Below are 14,763 nucleotides of genomic sequence, written 5' to 3'. Positions count from 1 at the left end.
GGATGGTGACGAACGTCAGCTGCGGCCGCCGTCGCCGCCCGCGAAGACCACCCGCAGGAGTCGGTCGTCGTCGCCGCCCGGGTTGCCCCGCCCGTCGTGGTTGGACGTGCTCACCCAGAGCGAACCGTCCGGCGCGGCGGCCACCGCGCGCAGTCGGCCGTACCGGTTGGTGAGCAGCTCACTGGGCTGGCCGAGCAGCGTGCCGGTGTCGGTCAGCTCCATCACCCAGAGGCGTTTGCCGCGGAGGCAGCCGGTGACCAGCAACCGGTCCGTGGCGGCCAGACCCGAGCAGGACGCGTCCTCGGTCGCCCACTGCGTGACGGGGTCGGTGAACCGCCGGTCACCGGATCGCCCCTCGACCTCCGGCCAGCCGTAGTTGCCGCCCTTGGTGATCTGGTTGATCTCGTCCCACGTGTTCTGGCCGAACTCGACGGCGTACATCCGCTTGGCGCCGTCCCAGGCGAAGCCCTGCACGTTGCGGTGACCCTGGGACCAGACCGGCGAGCCGGCGTACGGGTTGCCCGGCGCGGGCTTGCCGTCCCGCGTGATCCGGAGGATCTTGCCGCCGAGGCTCTTCACGTCCTGCGAGAGGGGGCGCTGGCCGGCGTCGCCGGTGCTGACGTAGAGCTGCCCGTCCGGGCCGAAACCCAACCCGCCACCGTTGTGCACGTTGGCCTTCGGGATGCCGGTGAGGATCGGGGTGGGCTGCCCACCGAGTTGCAGCCGCGCGACCCGGTTGTCCCGCTCGGCCGTGTAGTAGACGAAGACCGTCCGGTCGCGGGCGTAGTCGGGGGAGACGGCGATGCCGAGCAGGCCGCCCTCGCCGGCCGCGGCCACGTCGGCGATCGTCTGCACCGGGCGGATCCGCAGACCGTCCGGCCCGGACTCGGGGCCGACCTGGACGATCCGGCCGCTGTCCCGTTCGGTGACGAGCGCGGCCCCGTCGGGCAGGAAGGCGATGGCCCAGGGCACCCGCAGACCCTTCGCGAGGACCGTCGCCACCGCCTGCTGGCCGGCGCCGCCGGGGCTCGCCGAGGCGGACGGGGTCGGCAGGTTGGGCGGCTCGCCGGCCGGGTCGGGCTCCGGTTCGCCGAAGCTGCAACCCGCGCTGAGCAGCACTGCCGCGCAGGACGCCGCGAGGGCCACCCGAAGGCTACGGACGCGAGGGTACGGGGGACGGGCTCTCACCCGGCCCAGGGTAGCCCGCCGGACGGCCCGGCCGAGTCCGATGGGTGCCCGCGACCCCGGCCGGTGCACGGTTCACCGTGCCCGTACGGCCAGCAGCGCGGTGTCGTCCTCGCGGTGGCGGATCGAGGCGAGCAGCAGGTCGCACAGCTCGTCGAGGGGCAGTGTGTCGGCGCCGGTCAGCCGGACCACCAGCTCGGCAAGGCCCTCGTCGATGGATCGGTCCCGCCGCTCGATCAGCCCGTCGGTGTAGAGCAGCAGGGTGTCGCCGGTGGCCAGGCTCGTCGACTGGCTGGTCCGCGACGACGCTCGGGCCAGGCCGAGCAGCGGCTCCGGTGTCGCGTCGAGCATCTCGACAGTCCCGCCGACGCGGACCACCAGGGCCGGCGGGTGCCCGGCGTTGGACCAGGTCACCTCGTGGACACCGGCGTCCTGCGGGCAGATCCGGACCAGCGTCGCGGTGGCGGCGATGGGCAGCCGCAGCCCACGGATCGCGCCGTCCAGGTTGCTCAGCAGCTCCCCGACCGTGTCCGGCCGGCCGAAGGCGTTGCCCCGCACCAGGTTGCGTAGCTGACCCATGGTCGCGGCGGCCTCGATGTCGTGCCCGGCCACGTCCCCGATCGCCGCGATCAGATCGCCGTCGGGCTGGATGAACGCGTCGTACCAGTCACCGCCCACCTCCACCCGGTCGGCCGCCGGCTGGTAGCGGGCCGCCAGCTCCAGCTCCTGGACGACCGGCAGGTGCGGCAGCATGCTGTGTTGCAGGACCTCGGCGACGTGTCGCTGCTCGCCGTACATCGAGCTGTTGCCGACGGCCTGGCCGGCCCTGCGGCCGATCTCGACGGCGGTGAGCAGGTCGCGGTCGTCGAACTGCTGCCGTCCGGTGCCGTTGACCAGGGTGATCGCGCCCAGCACGGTGCCGCCGACGCCCCGCACCGGCACGCTCAGGTAGGACGCGATGCCCAGGCGGGCGGCGATCGGCGCCATCTCCGGGTGGGTGGTGCCCCTCGTCACGTCGGCCAGCGACGCGATGCTGCCGAGCCGGGGCTGGCCGGTCCGCAGCACCGCGCGGATCGACGAGTCCGGGCTCAGCCCGGTGCGCAGCAACTCACCGAAGCGGTCGATGTCCGCCGTCCGGGCCGGGTCGCGGTGGACCGAGACCACCTCGCGCGGCAGGCCGGTCGGGCCGATCAGGGTGAGCAGGCACCAGTCGGCGAGCAGCGGCACCATGGCGGCGGCGAGTCGGCGCAGCGCGGTGCCCACGTCCAGGGTGCCGGCGAGGGTCTCACTCACCCCGGCCAGCAGCTCCAGCCGCTCGTGTGCCTGCACGACCCGCCGCCGTGCCTCCTGCGCGCCGTCCAGCGCGATGCGCAGTCGCAGCTCGGACGAGCAGGCGGCAGCCAGGTCGGCCAGGGTCCGTAGCTGCGCGGTCGTCCACGCGCGCGGTTTGCTGTCGATGGCGCACAGCGAACCGAGCACCCGCCCGGAGAGGTCGGTCAGCGGCATCCCGGCGTACGCGACGACGCCGAGGTCGTCGATGGCCAGATTGTCCCGGACGCGGGGGTAGAGCCGGGCGTCCGGCAGCACCATCGGCACCTCGATGTCCACCACGTGCTGGCAGAACGAGTGGCTCAACGGGGTCTGCCGGCGCTCCGACCAGGGCTCCGGCAACCCGAACGCGCCGGGGAAGAACTGCCGGTCGGCGGAGACCAGGGAGACAAGCGCGACCGGCACGTCCAGCAGGTCGCTGACCAGCCGGGCGAACCTGTCGAACGCCTCGTCCGGGGCGGCGTCGAGCCCGGTGTCGGCGAGCGCGCGGAGCCGCTCCGGGTCGCCGAGCGCCGCAGGTGAGGCGGTTGGACGCCGGGCGGTGCCGGGGGAGCCGTCGGTCATCGAGCACCTGTCTGCTGGGGCGGAGGCCGACCGGACCTCCGACCCTTCGTTATACCTCGTCCAGGGCCGGGTCGAACATCGGTGTGCTGAGTCTCGCCCGCCCCAGCCCCGCGCGCCATCCCCCGCGACGCCGGTTCGCGCCCGCACCGCGCCGGCCGCGGTGGCGGGGACTATCGTCGGCTGACGTGAAGGTATGGATTCCGAACCAGGCCGGCCTGAACCTGATGGGCGAGCTGCCCCCGGACGTGACGGTGGAGGTCCTGGAGCACGCCGACCGGCTGCCCTCGGAGGTGGCCGACGTCCGCGTCTGGGTGCCGCCGTTCCTGACCGGCACCGACGCGACGGCGCTGCTGCGTGAGCTGCCCGACCTGGCGGTGGTGCAGTTGCTCTCCGCCGGGGCGGACGCCTGGGCCGGCCGGACCCCACCGGGTGTCACCCTCTGCGATGCCCGGGGCGTGCACGACCCGTCCACCGCCGAGTGGGTCGTCACCGCGATCCTCGCCCAGCTACGGGCGTTCCCGGCGTTCGTCCGTGCCCAGGCCGACAGGCGCTGGGCGTACCAGGGGAACGCCCCGACCGACGAGCTGACCGGCAAGCGGGTGCTCATCATCGGGGCCGGTTCGATCGGCTCCGCGGTGCGCGACCGGCTCGCCCCGTTCGAGGTGAGTTTCACCCTGGTCGCCAGGACGGCCCGCCCGGAGCAGGGGGTGCACGCGGTCGAGGAGTTGCCCCGACTGCTGCCCGAGGCGGACGTGGTGGTGGTGCTGGTGCCGCTCACCGACCAGACGCGTGGCCTGATCGACAAGGACTTCCTGGCCGCGATGCCGGACGGGGCGCTGCTGGTGAACGCCGCCCGAGGGCCGGTGGCACACACCGAGGCACTCGTCGCCGAGCTGGGCACCGGCCGGATCTCGGCCGCGCTGGACGTCACCGACCCGGAGCCGCTGCCCGCCGACTCGCCGCTCTGGGCGATGCCGAACGTGCTGCTCACCCCGCACGTGGCCGGGTCGGTGCGAGGCCTGCTGCCGCGGGCCTACCGACTGGTCGGTGACCAGGTTCGCCGGTTCGCCGCCGGGCAGCCACTGATCAACGCGGTCATCGACGGCTACTGACCCGGCAGCTCAGCCGGCGTGGGGGAGCGCCTGACCGGTGGCCGCGACCAGCCGGGGCAGGTCCTCGCCACGGACGGCCGGCAGGGTGACCTGCTGGCCGTCGTCGAGCCGGGCGACCGCCCGCCCGCGCCGGTCGGCGGTCAGCTCGACGACCCGGTCCCAGGTGAGGCGGCGTTGCCCGACCAACGCCCGTAGCCGTAGCTCCCGCGCGTCGGCTTCGGTGCCGGCCCGCCAGGCCCACACCCCCGCGGCGAGCGGGACGAGCAGCACCGGCAGCAGGTACGTCCGGGCGTTCGCCAGCGGCAGGGCACCGATGAAGGCGATCACCGAGGCGACCAGGATGGCTTGGTTGTGTCGGAAGCGGACCGTGTCGGGCTTACTCACCCTCCGATGATCCCACTCCCGGCCGTTGCGGCTCGCGGCGGGCGGTGCCGAGGGGGTGGTACGTCGTACAGTGACACCTGTCGTTGCCTCCTCTGGGTGACCGACACGTAACCGATGTGGCCGCCGATCGTTCACAATTGTTGGACAGCGGACCAGGAATGTTCGATGTCCCGCACCGTCGTACCGCCCCGTGCCCCCTCACGAAGGCGACCGCCGTGCTCCTCGCGTACCCGTTCCGCGTCCTCGTCCCCCGCCGAACACCGGAGACCGCCACGTCCACGGCCGTGGCGCTGCTCCTCTTCGCCGGTGCCCTCGACCTGGTGCCGACTCCGGTGGTGATCGCCCTGTCGGCCGGCGCCGGCGCCACCCTCGCCGGGGTGCGGCTCTCCCGGCTGGCCGTCTCGCGCCGCGTCGACCCGGCGCCGCGGACGGCGGGCGTGCTGCTCGACGCGGCGGTGGTGACGGCCGGTCTGACCGCCGTCGCACTGCCGCTGGGCGGCGGCTGGCGCACCGTTGCCGCGCTGGTGGGGGCACTGCTCGTGGCGGCCCTCGCCGGGGCGGGGTTGTGCCGGCTTCCCGGACGGACGCGCCCGACCGTCGGGGTCCGGCTGCGCGGGCTCGTCGAGTCGACCGGCCCGGCCGTCGGGTTGGCCCTCGCCGGCTGGCTGCTGCTGCCCCCTGTCGGCCCGCCGGTGCCGGTCCGGCTGGTGGCGGCGTTGGCGCTCGGTGGGCTGGGCATGGCCGCGCTCACCGCGTTCGCCGGGCCGCGGCGACGTTCTCCGACGGCGGTCTGCCGCGGCGGTGTCCTGCTCACCGTGGGCGGGCTGGTGCTGCTGGCCGCGCTGCCGTCCGCGCCGACCGGGCGGGTGACCCTGCTGGTCGTACCCCCGCTGGTGCTCGGTTTGCTGCTCGTCGCGGTCGGTGCGGTCGACGCGGCGGACGCGGGCGACACCGCGCCGGCGGAGCCGGTCGCGTCGGCCTGGCCCCGGTCGGTGCTCCCCGCCGCGGTGCTGCTGCTGGCGGCGGCGCCGCACCTGGGCTCCGGTCACGCGCCGGATCGGACGAGCGTGGTGCTGGCGCTGGCGGCGGTGCCGCCTTTGGTGCTGCGCGAGCTGCTGCGCGGCCGTGACGCACCCGGCTCGGCCCGACCCGCCGCGCACCGCCGACCCGCCGCCGGCCCGGTGCGGCACCGCCACGCGGTCCAGCCGCGCTGGCTCGGTGATCTTCCGTCGACGGCGCCCGTGCACGACCCGCACGACCAGCGCGATTCGGCTGGCCCGCTGACCGCGTACGGCGCCGGCTCGACCTGGCCGGCGGAGGACGACGCCGGCTGGTCGGCGCTGAGCCGGCGGCCCGTTCCGGCGGGAAATGGTCCGCCCGGTGACCGGGCAGCCCTGTTGGACGCCCTCGCCGCGATCGGTGACGTGCCGGCCCCGTCCGGCGCGCTGCTGCTCGTCGACCTGCACGTCACCGACGGGATCGGCCCGACCGCCCGGGAGGACGTGCTGGCCGAGGCGGTGCACCGGGTCCGCGCCGTCATCGCTTCCGACGACGTGGTCACCGGCTGCACGGGCGCCGGCTTCGCGGTGGTCACCGCCGCCGGCCCGGTGCTGGCGTACGCGCTGGGCACCCGGCTGCTGGCCGCGCTCGCCCCGCCCTACCAGGTTGCCGGTGCGGTGGTGCGGGCGCAGACAAGCATCGGCCTGGCCGAGGTGAGCGGTGACCGGCCCGCGGACGTGCTCCGGCAGGCCGAGCTGGCCCGGCGGCGGGCCGTGCAACTGGGCCGGGATCGGGTCGAGTGGTATGACGCGTTCCTGGAGGAGCAGTTGGTACGCCGCCTCGACCTGGAACGCGAACTGCCCGGTGCGGTGGCCCGCGGCGAGTTGGACCTCGTCTACCAGCCGGTTGTCGACCTGGCCGACGGGCAGCCGGTGGGTGCGGAGGCGCTGCTGCGGTGGCGCAGCCCGGTGCTCGGCACGGTGCTCCCGGCCGAGCTGCTGCCGGTCGCCGAGGATCTGGACCTGGTCGGCGAGTTGGAGTGGTGGGTGCTGGACCGGGCCTGCCGGCAGTTGTCCGACTGGTCGGTGGGCGTTCGGGAGTTGTGGATGGCGGTGAACGTCACGACCCGGGAGCTGACGACGCCCGACTTCGTGCAGCGGGCGGCGGCCGTGCTGGCCGCGTACGGGGTGCCACCGGAGCGGCTGGTGGTGGAGGTGAGCGAGCCGAAGGTGGCGGGTGACCTGTCGACGGTGGTGGCCCGGTTGGCCGGTCTGCGGTCGCTTGGGGTCCGCACCGCGTTGGACGACTTCCGGGCCGAGCACGCCTCGCTGGCCCAGCTCCGCCGGCTGCCGATCGACCTGCTCAAGGTGGGTCCGGAGTTGGTGGGCGCTCGGCCGGACGGGCAGCCGCCGCTTATCGACGTGGTGGTAAACGTCGGTGAGCGACTGGGCGTCGAGATCGTCGCCGAGGAGTTGGAGTCGTCGACGCAGGTGGAGGTGGCCCGCCGGGGCGGCTGCCGGTACGGGCAGGGGTTCGCGCTGGCCCGCCCGGCGACGGCCGAACGGGTCGAGGCATACTTCGAGGAGTTCCCGTCCGCATCTCGCTGAACCGGTTCATCTTCCGCGGGGAGGCGCGGTGCTGCCCCGGGGGGTCAGCTGCGGCGTCTCGTCCTGCACCCGGCTCACCGGCTCCCCACCGATCACGGCGAGCAGTTGCCGGGCGGCGTGCGCGCCGTACGCCGGGATGTCCCGGCCCAGCGCGGTCAGCGACGGGTGCACCAGCCGGCACAGCGGCGAGTCGTCCCAGGCCACGATGGACAGATCGCCGGGAACGCTGAGCCCCATCTCCTGGGCGACGGAGAGCCCGGCGATGGCCATCACGTCGTTGTCGTAGATGACCGCCGAGGGCCGCTGGGCGGAGCTGAGCAGGCGGCGGGTGGCCCGCCCGCCCTCCTCGCCGGTGTAGTCGGACCAGACGGTGACCGCGTCGACCAGGCCGAGCCGTTGACACACCGCCGCGAACGCGTCGGTGCGGATCTCGGTGTGCCGCAGGTCGGGCAGGCCGGCGACCCGGGCGATCCGCCGGTGCCCGAGCGCGACCAGGTATTCCACCGTCTCGGTCAACGCCGCCGCGTCGTCGGACCAGAGGCTGGCCAACGCGCCGGTGCCGCCGGGTCCGCCGATCACCACCGCGGGCAGTTGGAGCTGCTCCAGCGCGGCGATGCGGCGGTCGTCGGTGCGCAGGTCGCAGACGAGCACCCCGTCCACCCGACGTTCGCCCCACCAGCGCCGGTAGACCGCGATCTCGGCGTCCGGGTCGGCCACCACCTGGAGCGTCAGCGCGTACGAGCGGGCGGACAGTTCGGCCTCGACGCCACTGATCAGCGCCATGAAGAACGGCTCGACGCCGAGGATCCGGGCCGGTCGGCACAGGGCCAGGCCGACCGCCCCGGCGGTGGCGGCGGAGAGGGCGCGGGCGGCGCTGCTCGGACTGAACCCGATCTCCGTGGCGATGGCCAGGATGCGCTGCCGGGTGGCCTCGGAGACACCGGGCTGCCCGTTCAGCGCGTACGACACGGCGCCCTTGGACACCCCGGCGTGCCGGGCGACGTCGGCGATTGTCGGCCGCTTCACCGGCGTGCTCCCTTAGCTCTCTGGCCGTTGACAGTCCGAATTCCGAACCGTACGGTGCTCAGCTTATCCGGTTCAGTAGGCGTCTTTCGATGCAGAAGGTGCGGTGCGGAGTTGAGCCGACAGGCACTCTACGACGGTTGGACCCTGCGGGCGGCATCCGGAGCGCGGGTGCCCGCCGACATCGCCGGGCGGGCCGTGCCGGCGACAGTGCCCGGCTGCGTGCACACCGACCTGCTCGACGCCGGGTTGATTCCAGACCCCTACCTCGACGACAACGAACTGGCCCTGGCCTGGATCGGGCGCACCGACTGGCACTACCGCACGAGCTTCCGACACCCGACCGGCGACCACGACCGGGTGGACCTGGTCTGCGCCGGCCTGGACACCGTCGCCACGCTCACCGTCAACGGCGTCGAGGTCGGCCGCACCGCGAACATGCACCGTGGCTACCGATTCGACGTCCGTGCCCTGCTCCGCGACGGCGACAACGACCTGGCCGTGGCGTTCGAGTCCGCGTACCGCTACGCCGAGGCGCAGCGGGAACGGCTCGGCGACCGGCCCAACGCGTACCCGGAGCCGTTCCACTTCATCCGCAAGATGGCCTGCAACTTCGGGTGGGACTGGGGGCCGACCCTGGTCACCGCCGGCATCTGGCAGGAGATCAGCCTGCACGCCTGGTCCACCGCCCGGCTGGCCGGCGTCCGTCCACTCGTCACGATGGACGGACGCGACGGCCGGGTCGAGCTGCACATCGACATCGAGCGGGTCGCGGACGTCGCGCTGACCGTCCGGGCGGTCGTCGCCGGCGCGCACGCCGAGACGGTCGTCCCGGCCGGGCAGCGCACGGCCGTGCTGACCCTCACCGTCCGCGAGCCCGCGCTCTGGTGGCCCCGGGGGTACGGCGACCAGACCCGTCACCCGATCGAGGTGACCCTGCACGCGCACGGCGAGACCCTGGACACCTGGTCGCACCGCATCGGCTTCCGCTCGGTACGACTGGACACCACCCCCGACGCACACGGCACCCCCTTCGCGCTGACGGTGAACGACGCCCCGGTCTTCGTCCGCGGGGTCAACTGGATCCCCGACGACGTGTTCCCCACCCGGATCACCCGGGACCGCCTCGCCGAACGGTTCGACCAGGCCGTCGAGGCCAACGTCAACCTGCTGCGCGTCTGGGGCGGCGGCCGGTACGAGTCGGCGGACTTCTACGACCTCGCCGACGAGCGCGGGCTCCTCGTCCAGCAGGACTTCCTCTTCGCCTGCGCCGCGTACCCGGAGGAGGAGCCGTTCGCCGGCGAGGTGGCCGCCGAGGCCGCCGAGCAGGTGACCCGGCTCGCGCCGTACCCCTCGCTGGTGCTCTGGACCGGCAACAACGAGAACATCTGGGGCTGGCACGACTGGGACTGGCAGCCGGCCCTCGCCGGGCGCACCTGGGGACGTGGTTACTACCTCGACGTGCTGCCCCGGATCGTCGGCGCGCTGGACCCCACCCGCCCGTACTGGCCGGGCAGCCCCTGGTCGGGCACCGAGGCGATCCACCCGAACGACCCGGCACACGGCACCACCCACATCTGGGACGTGTGGAACACCCACGACTACACGAGATACCGGGAGTACGTGCCCCGCTTCGTCGCCGAGTTCGGCTATCAGGCCCCACCGGCGTACGCGACCCTGCGCCGGGCGATCTCCGACGAGCCGCTGGCGCATGACTCACCCGGGATGGCGCACCACCAGAAGGCCGCCGGCGGCGACGGCAAACTCCAGCGCGGCCTGGACGCGCACCTGCCCACCCCGGTGGACTTCGACGACTGGCACTACCTGACGCAGCTCAACCAGGCCCGCGCGATCCAGCTCGGCGTCGAGCACTTCCGCTCCCACCGGGGCATCTGCGCGGGCACCATCGTCTGGCAGCTCAACGACTGCTGGCCGGTGACCTCCTGGTCCGCCGTCGACGGCGACGGCCGTCGCAAACCCCTGTGGTACGCGCTGCGCCACGCGTACGCCGACCGGCTGTTGACCGTGCAGCCCCGCGACGGCGGGCTGGCCCTGGTCGCGGTCAACGACGGCGGCACCACCTGGCAGGCGTCGGCCTCGGTGACCCGGCTGACCCTCGACGGGGAGCCCCGGGCGAAGATCTCGGTCGACCTCGACGTCCCGGCGTACTCATCGGTGCTGCTGGCGCTGCCGACGTACCTGGTCCGGCCCGACGACGCCCGGCGGGAGCTGGTGATCGCCGAGGCGGGGGAGACCGCCGAGCGGGCGCTGTGGTTCTTCGCCGAGGACCGGGACGTGGAGTGGCCCTCGGCGGCCTGGGAGGCGGCGGTCGAGCCGTTCGATGGCGGGCAGCGGGTCCGGGTCACGGCCGGGACGGTGCTGCGCGACCTGACGCTGTTCCCGGATCGGCTGGACGCCTCCGCCACCGCGGACGCGGCACTTGTCACGCTGCTGCCGGGCGAGTCGGCGACCTTCACCGTGCGGGTGTCCGGGCCGCTGGACCCTGCTGCGCTGACCGCCCGCCCGGTGCTGCGCTGCGTCAACGACATCGAGCGGCGATAGTCGCTCGGCCCGCGCCGGACCAGGTGGTGCGGTGAGTGATATACCTCAGCGGCATATTTATACCTCTGCGGTATACCGCTCATCGCAGTCCAGCGGCAGGCGCGGCACGGCGGACGGCACCCCGAGGAGCACAGTGATCACCGAACATGTCCGAGACGCGGCGGCGACAGCGTTCGTCTTCGGGTTCTTCGCCTCCAGCTGGTTCGGCTGGGCTCAGGAATCGCCCCCGAAGCCGTGGCGGCCGGTGCTCATCGCCGGTTCGGTCCTCGCCCTGCTCACCGCTACCGCCGGAGGTCTTCTCGCCGGGAGCCACTGGTCGGACGGGACGGCGTTCGACGCCGACACCAGCCGTACCTTCGGCATCGTCGTCGGCATCGAGTTCGGTGTCGCCGCCCTCGGCGCCGGGTTGCTCGCCCTGCTGCGGCGTCGCGAGCTGATCGCTCCGTGGGTCGCCCTGGTCGTGGGCGTCCACCTCTTCCCGGTGGCAGAGCTGCTCGGCTACCGGCTGATCCACCTGGTCGCCGCGCTGGTCACCGTGGCGGCGGTCGTGGCGGTCCCGGTGGCTCGGGCCCGTGCGTCGGCGGTGAGTGCGGTGGTCGGGCTCAGCACCGGCGTCGCGCTGCTGCTCGGCGCGGTGTCCTCGCTGATCATCGCCCTGGTCGCGTACTGAGACGGGTCGCCGAGCGGTGGGTCTGAAGGAGTCTTCTCCAGACGCACCGCTCGGCGAGGCTGACGACGGGGTCAGGCGCGGGCGGCGGCGAGCACCTGGCCGACCAGGGCGCCGGAGGTGCCCGAACGCTCGTACTCGGGCCGGTTCAGGCTGCCACCCATCAGCGGCGCCGGGTTGCGGTGCACGGCCGGGCTGTCCGAGCTGACCAGGGCGGCGAAGTGGTACTCGTCGGCGCCGGTCGCCTCGACGATCCGGGCGATGTTGCGCGGGGTGATGCCACCGCCCGGCATGACGATGATCCGGCCGGCGGCCCGGCGCACCAGGTCGGCGATGAGCTGAGCGCCCTCCAGCACGCTGACCTCCTGACCCGAGGTGAGCACCCGCTGTACGCCCAGCTCGATCAGCTGCTCCAACGCCGCGTGCGGGTCGCGGGTCATGTCGAACGCCCGGTGGAAGGTGATGCTGGCGTCGCCCGCGGCGGCGATCAGCCGGCGGGTGGTCGGCACGTCGACGTCGCCCTCGGCGGTCAACGCGCCGATCACGATGCCGTGCGCGCCGGCCGCAACCGCGGCCCGGACGTCCCGCTCCATCGCCTCGACCTCGAACGGCGAGTAGATGAAGTCGCCGGCCCGCGGACGGACGATCACGTGTACCCGGATCCGGCTGACCGCGCGCAGGGTCGTCTCGATGGTGCCCAGGCTGGGGGTCAGCCCGCCGTCGAAGAGCGCGGAGCACAACTCCACCCGGTCGGCGCCGGCCTCCTCGGCGGCGACCGCTCCCTCGACGCTGTCGATGCAGATCTCGAATGTGTTCATGATTCTTCCTCTTCCGTGCGAGACGTGCGGGGCGATGCTGTGGTCCAGTCGATGACGGCCGTGACGGCGCCGACGGGTACGCCGCCGCCGAGCACCGGCACCTGGCGCAGTGCGGTAGCCCCACCCACCGGTACGCCCACGGCGTCGAGGGCGGCGAGGGCGATGGCGGTGGTGGCTCGGGGTGAACCGTCGATCGCCTTCACCGCCACCGCGTGGCCATCCGGTGCGGCCACCGCGAGCACGCCTTCGGCCCCGCCCTTGGCGAGGACGCCGGGCAGCGCCCGCATCAGGTCGGTGTTCGGGTGCCCGTGCCAGCCGCCGACGTACTCCGGGTGTTGGCGCATTGCCTGCGCGACAAGCGCCTCGTCGCTGCCGGCGGGCGCGGTGACCAACGCCTGGAACGTGCGGGCCAGGCCGGTCAGCGGCAGACCGAACAGCGGTGCGCCGCAGCCGTCGACCGCGTGGTGCGCGATCGGCGTGCCGGCCAGCCGGGCGACGGCGGCGGCGGTTTCCCGCTGGAGCGGGTGGTCGGGGTCGAGGTAGTCGTGGGTGCTCCAGGACCGGGCGACGCAGGCGACAAGCATCGCGGCGTGCTTGCCGGAGCAGTTCATCCGAATCCGGTCGCGCTGTCCGCCGGAGCGGATCAGCCGGTCCCGGGTCGCTTCGTCCTCCGGCCAGTCCACCGGGCAACCGAGCGCGTCCTCGGTCAGGCCGGCCCCGGTCAGCATCGCCCGGACCACCTCGACGTGCCGGTCGTCGCCGGTGTGGCTGCCGGCGGCGAGGGCCAGCGCCGGGCCGGTCAGCTCGTCACCCGCCGCGACCCGGCAGGCCAGTGCCTGCACCGGCTTGAGGGTGGAGCGAGGCAGCACCGGCTCGTCGGGTACGCCGGCGGCGAGGGCGACTTTCCCGTCCGGGGCGAGTACCACGACGCTGCCGTAGTGCCGGCTCTCGACGAAGCCGTTGCGCACGACCCGGGCCAGTTCGGCGTAGCGGAAGATGGTCACCGGGGGGTGTTCCCTTCGACAAGTGGCGGGGCAAGCTCAGCGGTCTGCCGTCCGCGCCGGCCGCCGAAGCGGCCGTTGCGGGCCTGGAGTACGCGGGCGAACTTCGACAGCGAGGCGTTGACCACCAGGTAGATCAGGGCCACCACCAGGAACGTCTGGATCAGCAGGTGGGTGTAGGAGGAGAGCACCTGCCCGCTGTAGAGCAGCTCGGTGTAGCTGACCACGAAGCCGAGGGAGGTGTCCTTGAGTAGCCCGACCAGCTGGCTGACAAGGGACGGGGCGAGTTGGAGCAGCGCCTGCGGCAGGACGACCAGCGCCATGACCTGCCCCCGGCGTAGCCCGACCGCGAGGCCGGCCTCGGTCTGCCCACGGTCCAGCGCCAGGATGCCGGACCGGAAGATCTCCGCGAACGCCGCCGAGTTCGAGACCACAAGCGGCACCACGAGCTTCCAGAACAGCGGGAAGTTCAGCCCGTACTGCGGCAGGGCGAACAGCGTCACGTAGATCAGCAGCAGGGTGGGGACGGTCCGGAAGATCTCCACGTACGCGCCGGCCAGCCAGCGCAGCGGTCGATGCGTCGACAGCCGACCGAGCGCCAGCAGCAGCCCGAGCGCGGCGCTGAGCACGGCGGTCGCGGCGGCGGCGCGCAGCGTCGCCCACAGGCCGTTGAGCAGGTACCGCCAGATCGGCCAGGTGGTGAACGGCTCCCACCGGGCGGCGGCCAGCTCACCGTGGCTGGCGAACTGGTTGACGGCCACGACCAGGGCACCGGCCAGGAGGATCGCGCCCAGCACCGTGGCGATCCGGATCCGCCGCTGGGCGCGGGGGCCGGGCTCGTCGAAGAGGATCTGTTGCGTCTTGTTCATCGGACGATCGCCAGCCTTCGTTCGAGCAGGCCGGTGACCTGACCGATGATCAGCGCCAGCAGCATGTAGGCGAGGCCCGCGCCGGTGAAGACGGCGATCGGTTGGGCCTCGACCAGGTTCACGTTGTTGGCCGCCTGGGTCAGCTCGACCACGCCGACGGCGGCGGCCAGCGAGGTGTTCATCAGCAGCGCGATGCAGATGTTGCCGATCGGCTGGATCACCGCCCGGAGTCCCTGCGGCAGGATCACGTGCCGCAGGGACTGGCCGAAGGTGAGCCCGATGGCGCGGGCTGCCTCGGCCTGGCCCACACCGACCGTGTTGATCCCGGCGCGGATCGCCTCTGCCAGGTACGCCCCCTCGTACACCGCGATGACGATGGCGGCGGACGTGAACAGCGGGAACGTGATGCCGATGGTCGGCAGCGCGAACACGAAGAGCACCAGCAACGCCAGCAGCGGCAGGTTCTGGAACACCTCGACGTACGCGGTGCCGATGGCGCGCAGTAGCGGGACGGGGGCGATCCGCAGGGTGGCCACGACGATGCCCAGCAGCATCGCGCCGACGGTGGTCACGACTGTCAGTTCGACAGTCGTGACCAGGCCGTGGCCAAGCTCGCTCAGGTGGGCGGTGAGGGCTTCCATCG

12 protein-coding genes are annotated in these 14,763 nt (G+C 73.2%); 4 read left to right on the top strand and 8 right to left on the bottom strand.

Translation table 11 applies throughout. From position 1 onward, the window contains the following. Nucleotides 1–15: 15 nt before the first annotated feature. Both ACPXBU_RS26625 and ACPXBU_RS26620 read right to left on the bottom strand, forming a co-directional pair. On the bottom strand, nucleotides 16–1,188 hold the full coding sequence (locus tag ACPXBU_RS26625) for a PQQ-dependent sugar dehydrogenase (protein ID WP_393372718.1): 1,173 nt from the start codon (nucleotides 1,186–1,188) through the stop codon (nucleotides 16–18). 72 nt (nucleotides 1,189–1,260) lie between these two features. Continuing rightward, nucleotides 1,261–3,078: a SpoIIE family protein phosphatase gene (locus tag ACPXBU_RS26620; protein WP_425760147.1), complete on the bottom strand. Its 1,818-nt coding sequence runs from the start codon at nucleotides 3,076–3,078 to the stop codon at nucleotides 1,261–1,263. A 185-nt stretch (nucleotides 3,079–3,263) separates the two neighbouring features. Here ACPXBU_RS26620 and ACPXBU_RS26615 point away from each other — a divergent pair, with 185 nt between their 5' ends. Next, entirely contained in the window at nucleotides 3,264–4,190 is a 927-nt protein-coding gene (locus tag ACPXBU_RS26615; RefSeq protein ID WP_425760146.1) for a 2-hydroxyacid dehydrogenase, read from the top strand. Between the two features lie 9 nt (nucleotides 4,191–4,199). Here the strand turns inward: ACPXBU_RS26615 and ACPXBU_RS26610 are convergent, their stop codons facing one another. Further along, complete coding sequence (locus tag ACPXBU_RS26610; protein ID WP_425760145.1) at nucleotides 4,200–4,574, bottom strand: PH domain-containing protein; 375 nt, start codon at nucleotides 4,572–4,574, stop codon at nucleotides 4,200–4,202. Between the two features lie 215 nt (nucleotides 4,575–4,789). Between ACPXBU_RS26610 and ACPXBU_RS26605 the strand changes: the two genes are divergently transcribed. Continuing rightward, nucleotides 4,790–7,180, top strand: coding sequence for a putative bifunctional diguanylate cyclase/phosphodiesterase (locus tag ACPXBU_RS26605; protein WP_425760144.1), 2,391 nt, complete (start codon nucleotides 4,790–4,792; stop codon nucleotides 7,178–7,180). Nucleotides 7,181–7,186: 6 nt separating this feature from the next. Here ACPXBU_RS26605 and ACPXBU_RS26600 read toward each other — a convergent pair whose 3' ends face one another. After that, nucleotides 7,187–8,206, bottom strand: a complete 1,020-nt coding sequence (locus tag ACPXBU_RS26600) for a LacI family DNA-binding transcriptional regulator (RefSeq protein ID WP_425760142.1) — start codon at nucleotides 8,204–8,206, stop codon at nucleotides 7,187–7,189. Nucleotides 8,207–8,317: 111 nt separating this feature from the next. Here ACPXBU_RS26600 and ACPXBU_RS26595 point away from each other — a divergent pair, with 111 nt between their 5' ends. Both ACPXBU_RS26595 and ACPXBU_RS26590 read left to right on the top strand, forming a co-directional pair. Beyond that, nucleotides 8,318–10,765, top strand: coding sequence for a glycoside hydrolase family 2 protein (locus ACPXBU_RS26595; RefSeq protein ID WP_425760141.1), 2,448 nt, complete (start codon nucleotides 8,318–8,320; stop codon nucleotides 10,763–10,765). A 133-nt stretch (nucleotides 10,766–10,898) separates the two neighbouring features. Further along, the gene (locus ACPXBU_RS26590; protein ID WP_425760140.1) at nucleotides 10,899–11,435 is read left to right on the top strand and encodes a hypothetical protein; all 537 of its coding nucleotides are present in this window, start codon (nucleotides 10,899–10,901) and stop codon (nucleotides 11,433–11,435) included. 71 nt (nucleotides 11,436–11,506) lie between these two features. Here ACPXBU_RS26590 and ACPXBU_RS26585 read toward each other — a convergent pair whose 3' ends face one another. The 4 genes from ACPXBU_RS26585 to ACPXBU_RS26570 are packed head-to-tail and all read right to left on the bottom strand — an operon-like array spanning nucleotide 11,507 to nucleotide 14,761. Continuing rightward, nucleotides 11,507–12,250, bottom strand: coding sequence for a copper homeostasis protein CutC (locus ACPXBU_RS26585; RefSeq protein ID WP_425760139.1), 744 nt, complete (start codon nucleotides 12,248–12,250; stop codon nucleotides 11,507–11,509). Next, nucleotides 12,247–13,254, bottom strand: coding sequence for an asparaginase (locus tag ACPXBU_RS26580; RefSeq protein ID WP_425760138.1), 1,008 nt, complete (start codon nucleotides 13,252–13,254; stop codon nucleotides 12,247–12,249). The genes ACPXBU_RS26585 and ACPXBU_RS26580 overlap by 4 nt, the downstream gene beginning before the upstream one ends. Further along, on the bottom strand, nucleotides 13,251–14,120 hold the full coding sequence (locus ACPXBU_RS26575; RefSeq protein ID WP_425760137.1) for an amino acid ABC transporter permease: 870 nt from the start codon (nucleotides 14,118–14,120) through the stop codon (nucleotides 13,251–13,253). The genes ACPXBU_RS26580 and ACPXBU_RS26575 overlap by 4 nt, the downstream gene beginning before the upstream one ends. After that, a complete protein-coding gene (locus ACPXBU_RS26570; protein WP_357710966.1) occupies nucleotides 14,117–14,761 on the bottom strand; it encodes an amino acid ABC transporter permease in 645 nt (214 codons plus the stop codon). The genes ACPXBU_RS26575 and ACPXBU_RS26570 overlap by 4 nt, the downstream gene beginning before the upstream one ends. Nucleotides 14,762–14,763: the final 2 nt, after the last annotated feature.

It is taken from the genome of Micromonospora sp. DT231, assembly GCF_049847025.1.
Classification (GTDB): domain Bacteria; phylum Actinomycetota; class Actinomycetes; order Mycobacteriales; family Micromonosporaceae; genus Micromonospora.
The sequence above is the reverse complement of the archived record's forward strand: the minus strand, read 5'-3'. Positions and strand labels throughout refer to the sequence as shown.

Excerpts from the sequence above, each read along its gene's own strand:
- ACPXBU_RS26620 (WP_425760147.1), bottom strand. The coding sequence starts at position 3,078 with ATGACCGACGGCTCCCCCGGCACCGCCCGGCGTCCAACCGCCTCACCT.
- ACPXBU_RS26585 (WP_425760139.1), bottom strand. The coding sequence starts at position 12,250 with ATGAACACATTCGAGATCTGCATCGACAGCGTCGAGGGAGCGGTCGCC.
- ACPXBU_RS26575 (WP_425760137.1), bottom strand. The coding sequence starts at position 14,120 with ATGAACAAGACGCAACAGATCCTCTTCGACGAGCCCGGCCCCCGCGCC.
- ACPXBU_RS26570 (WP_357710966.1), bottom strand. The coding sequence starts at position 14,761 with ATGGAAGCCCTCACCGCCCACCTGAGCGAGCTTGGCCACGGCCTGGTC.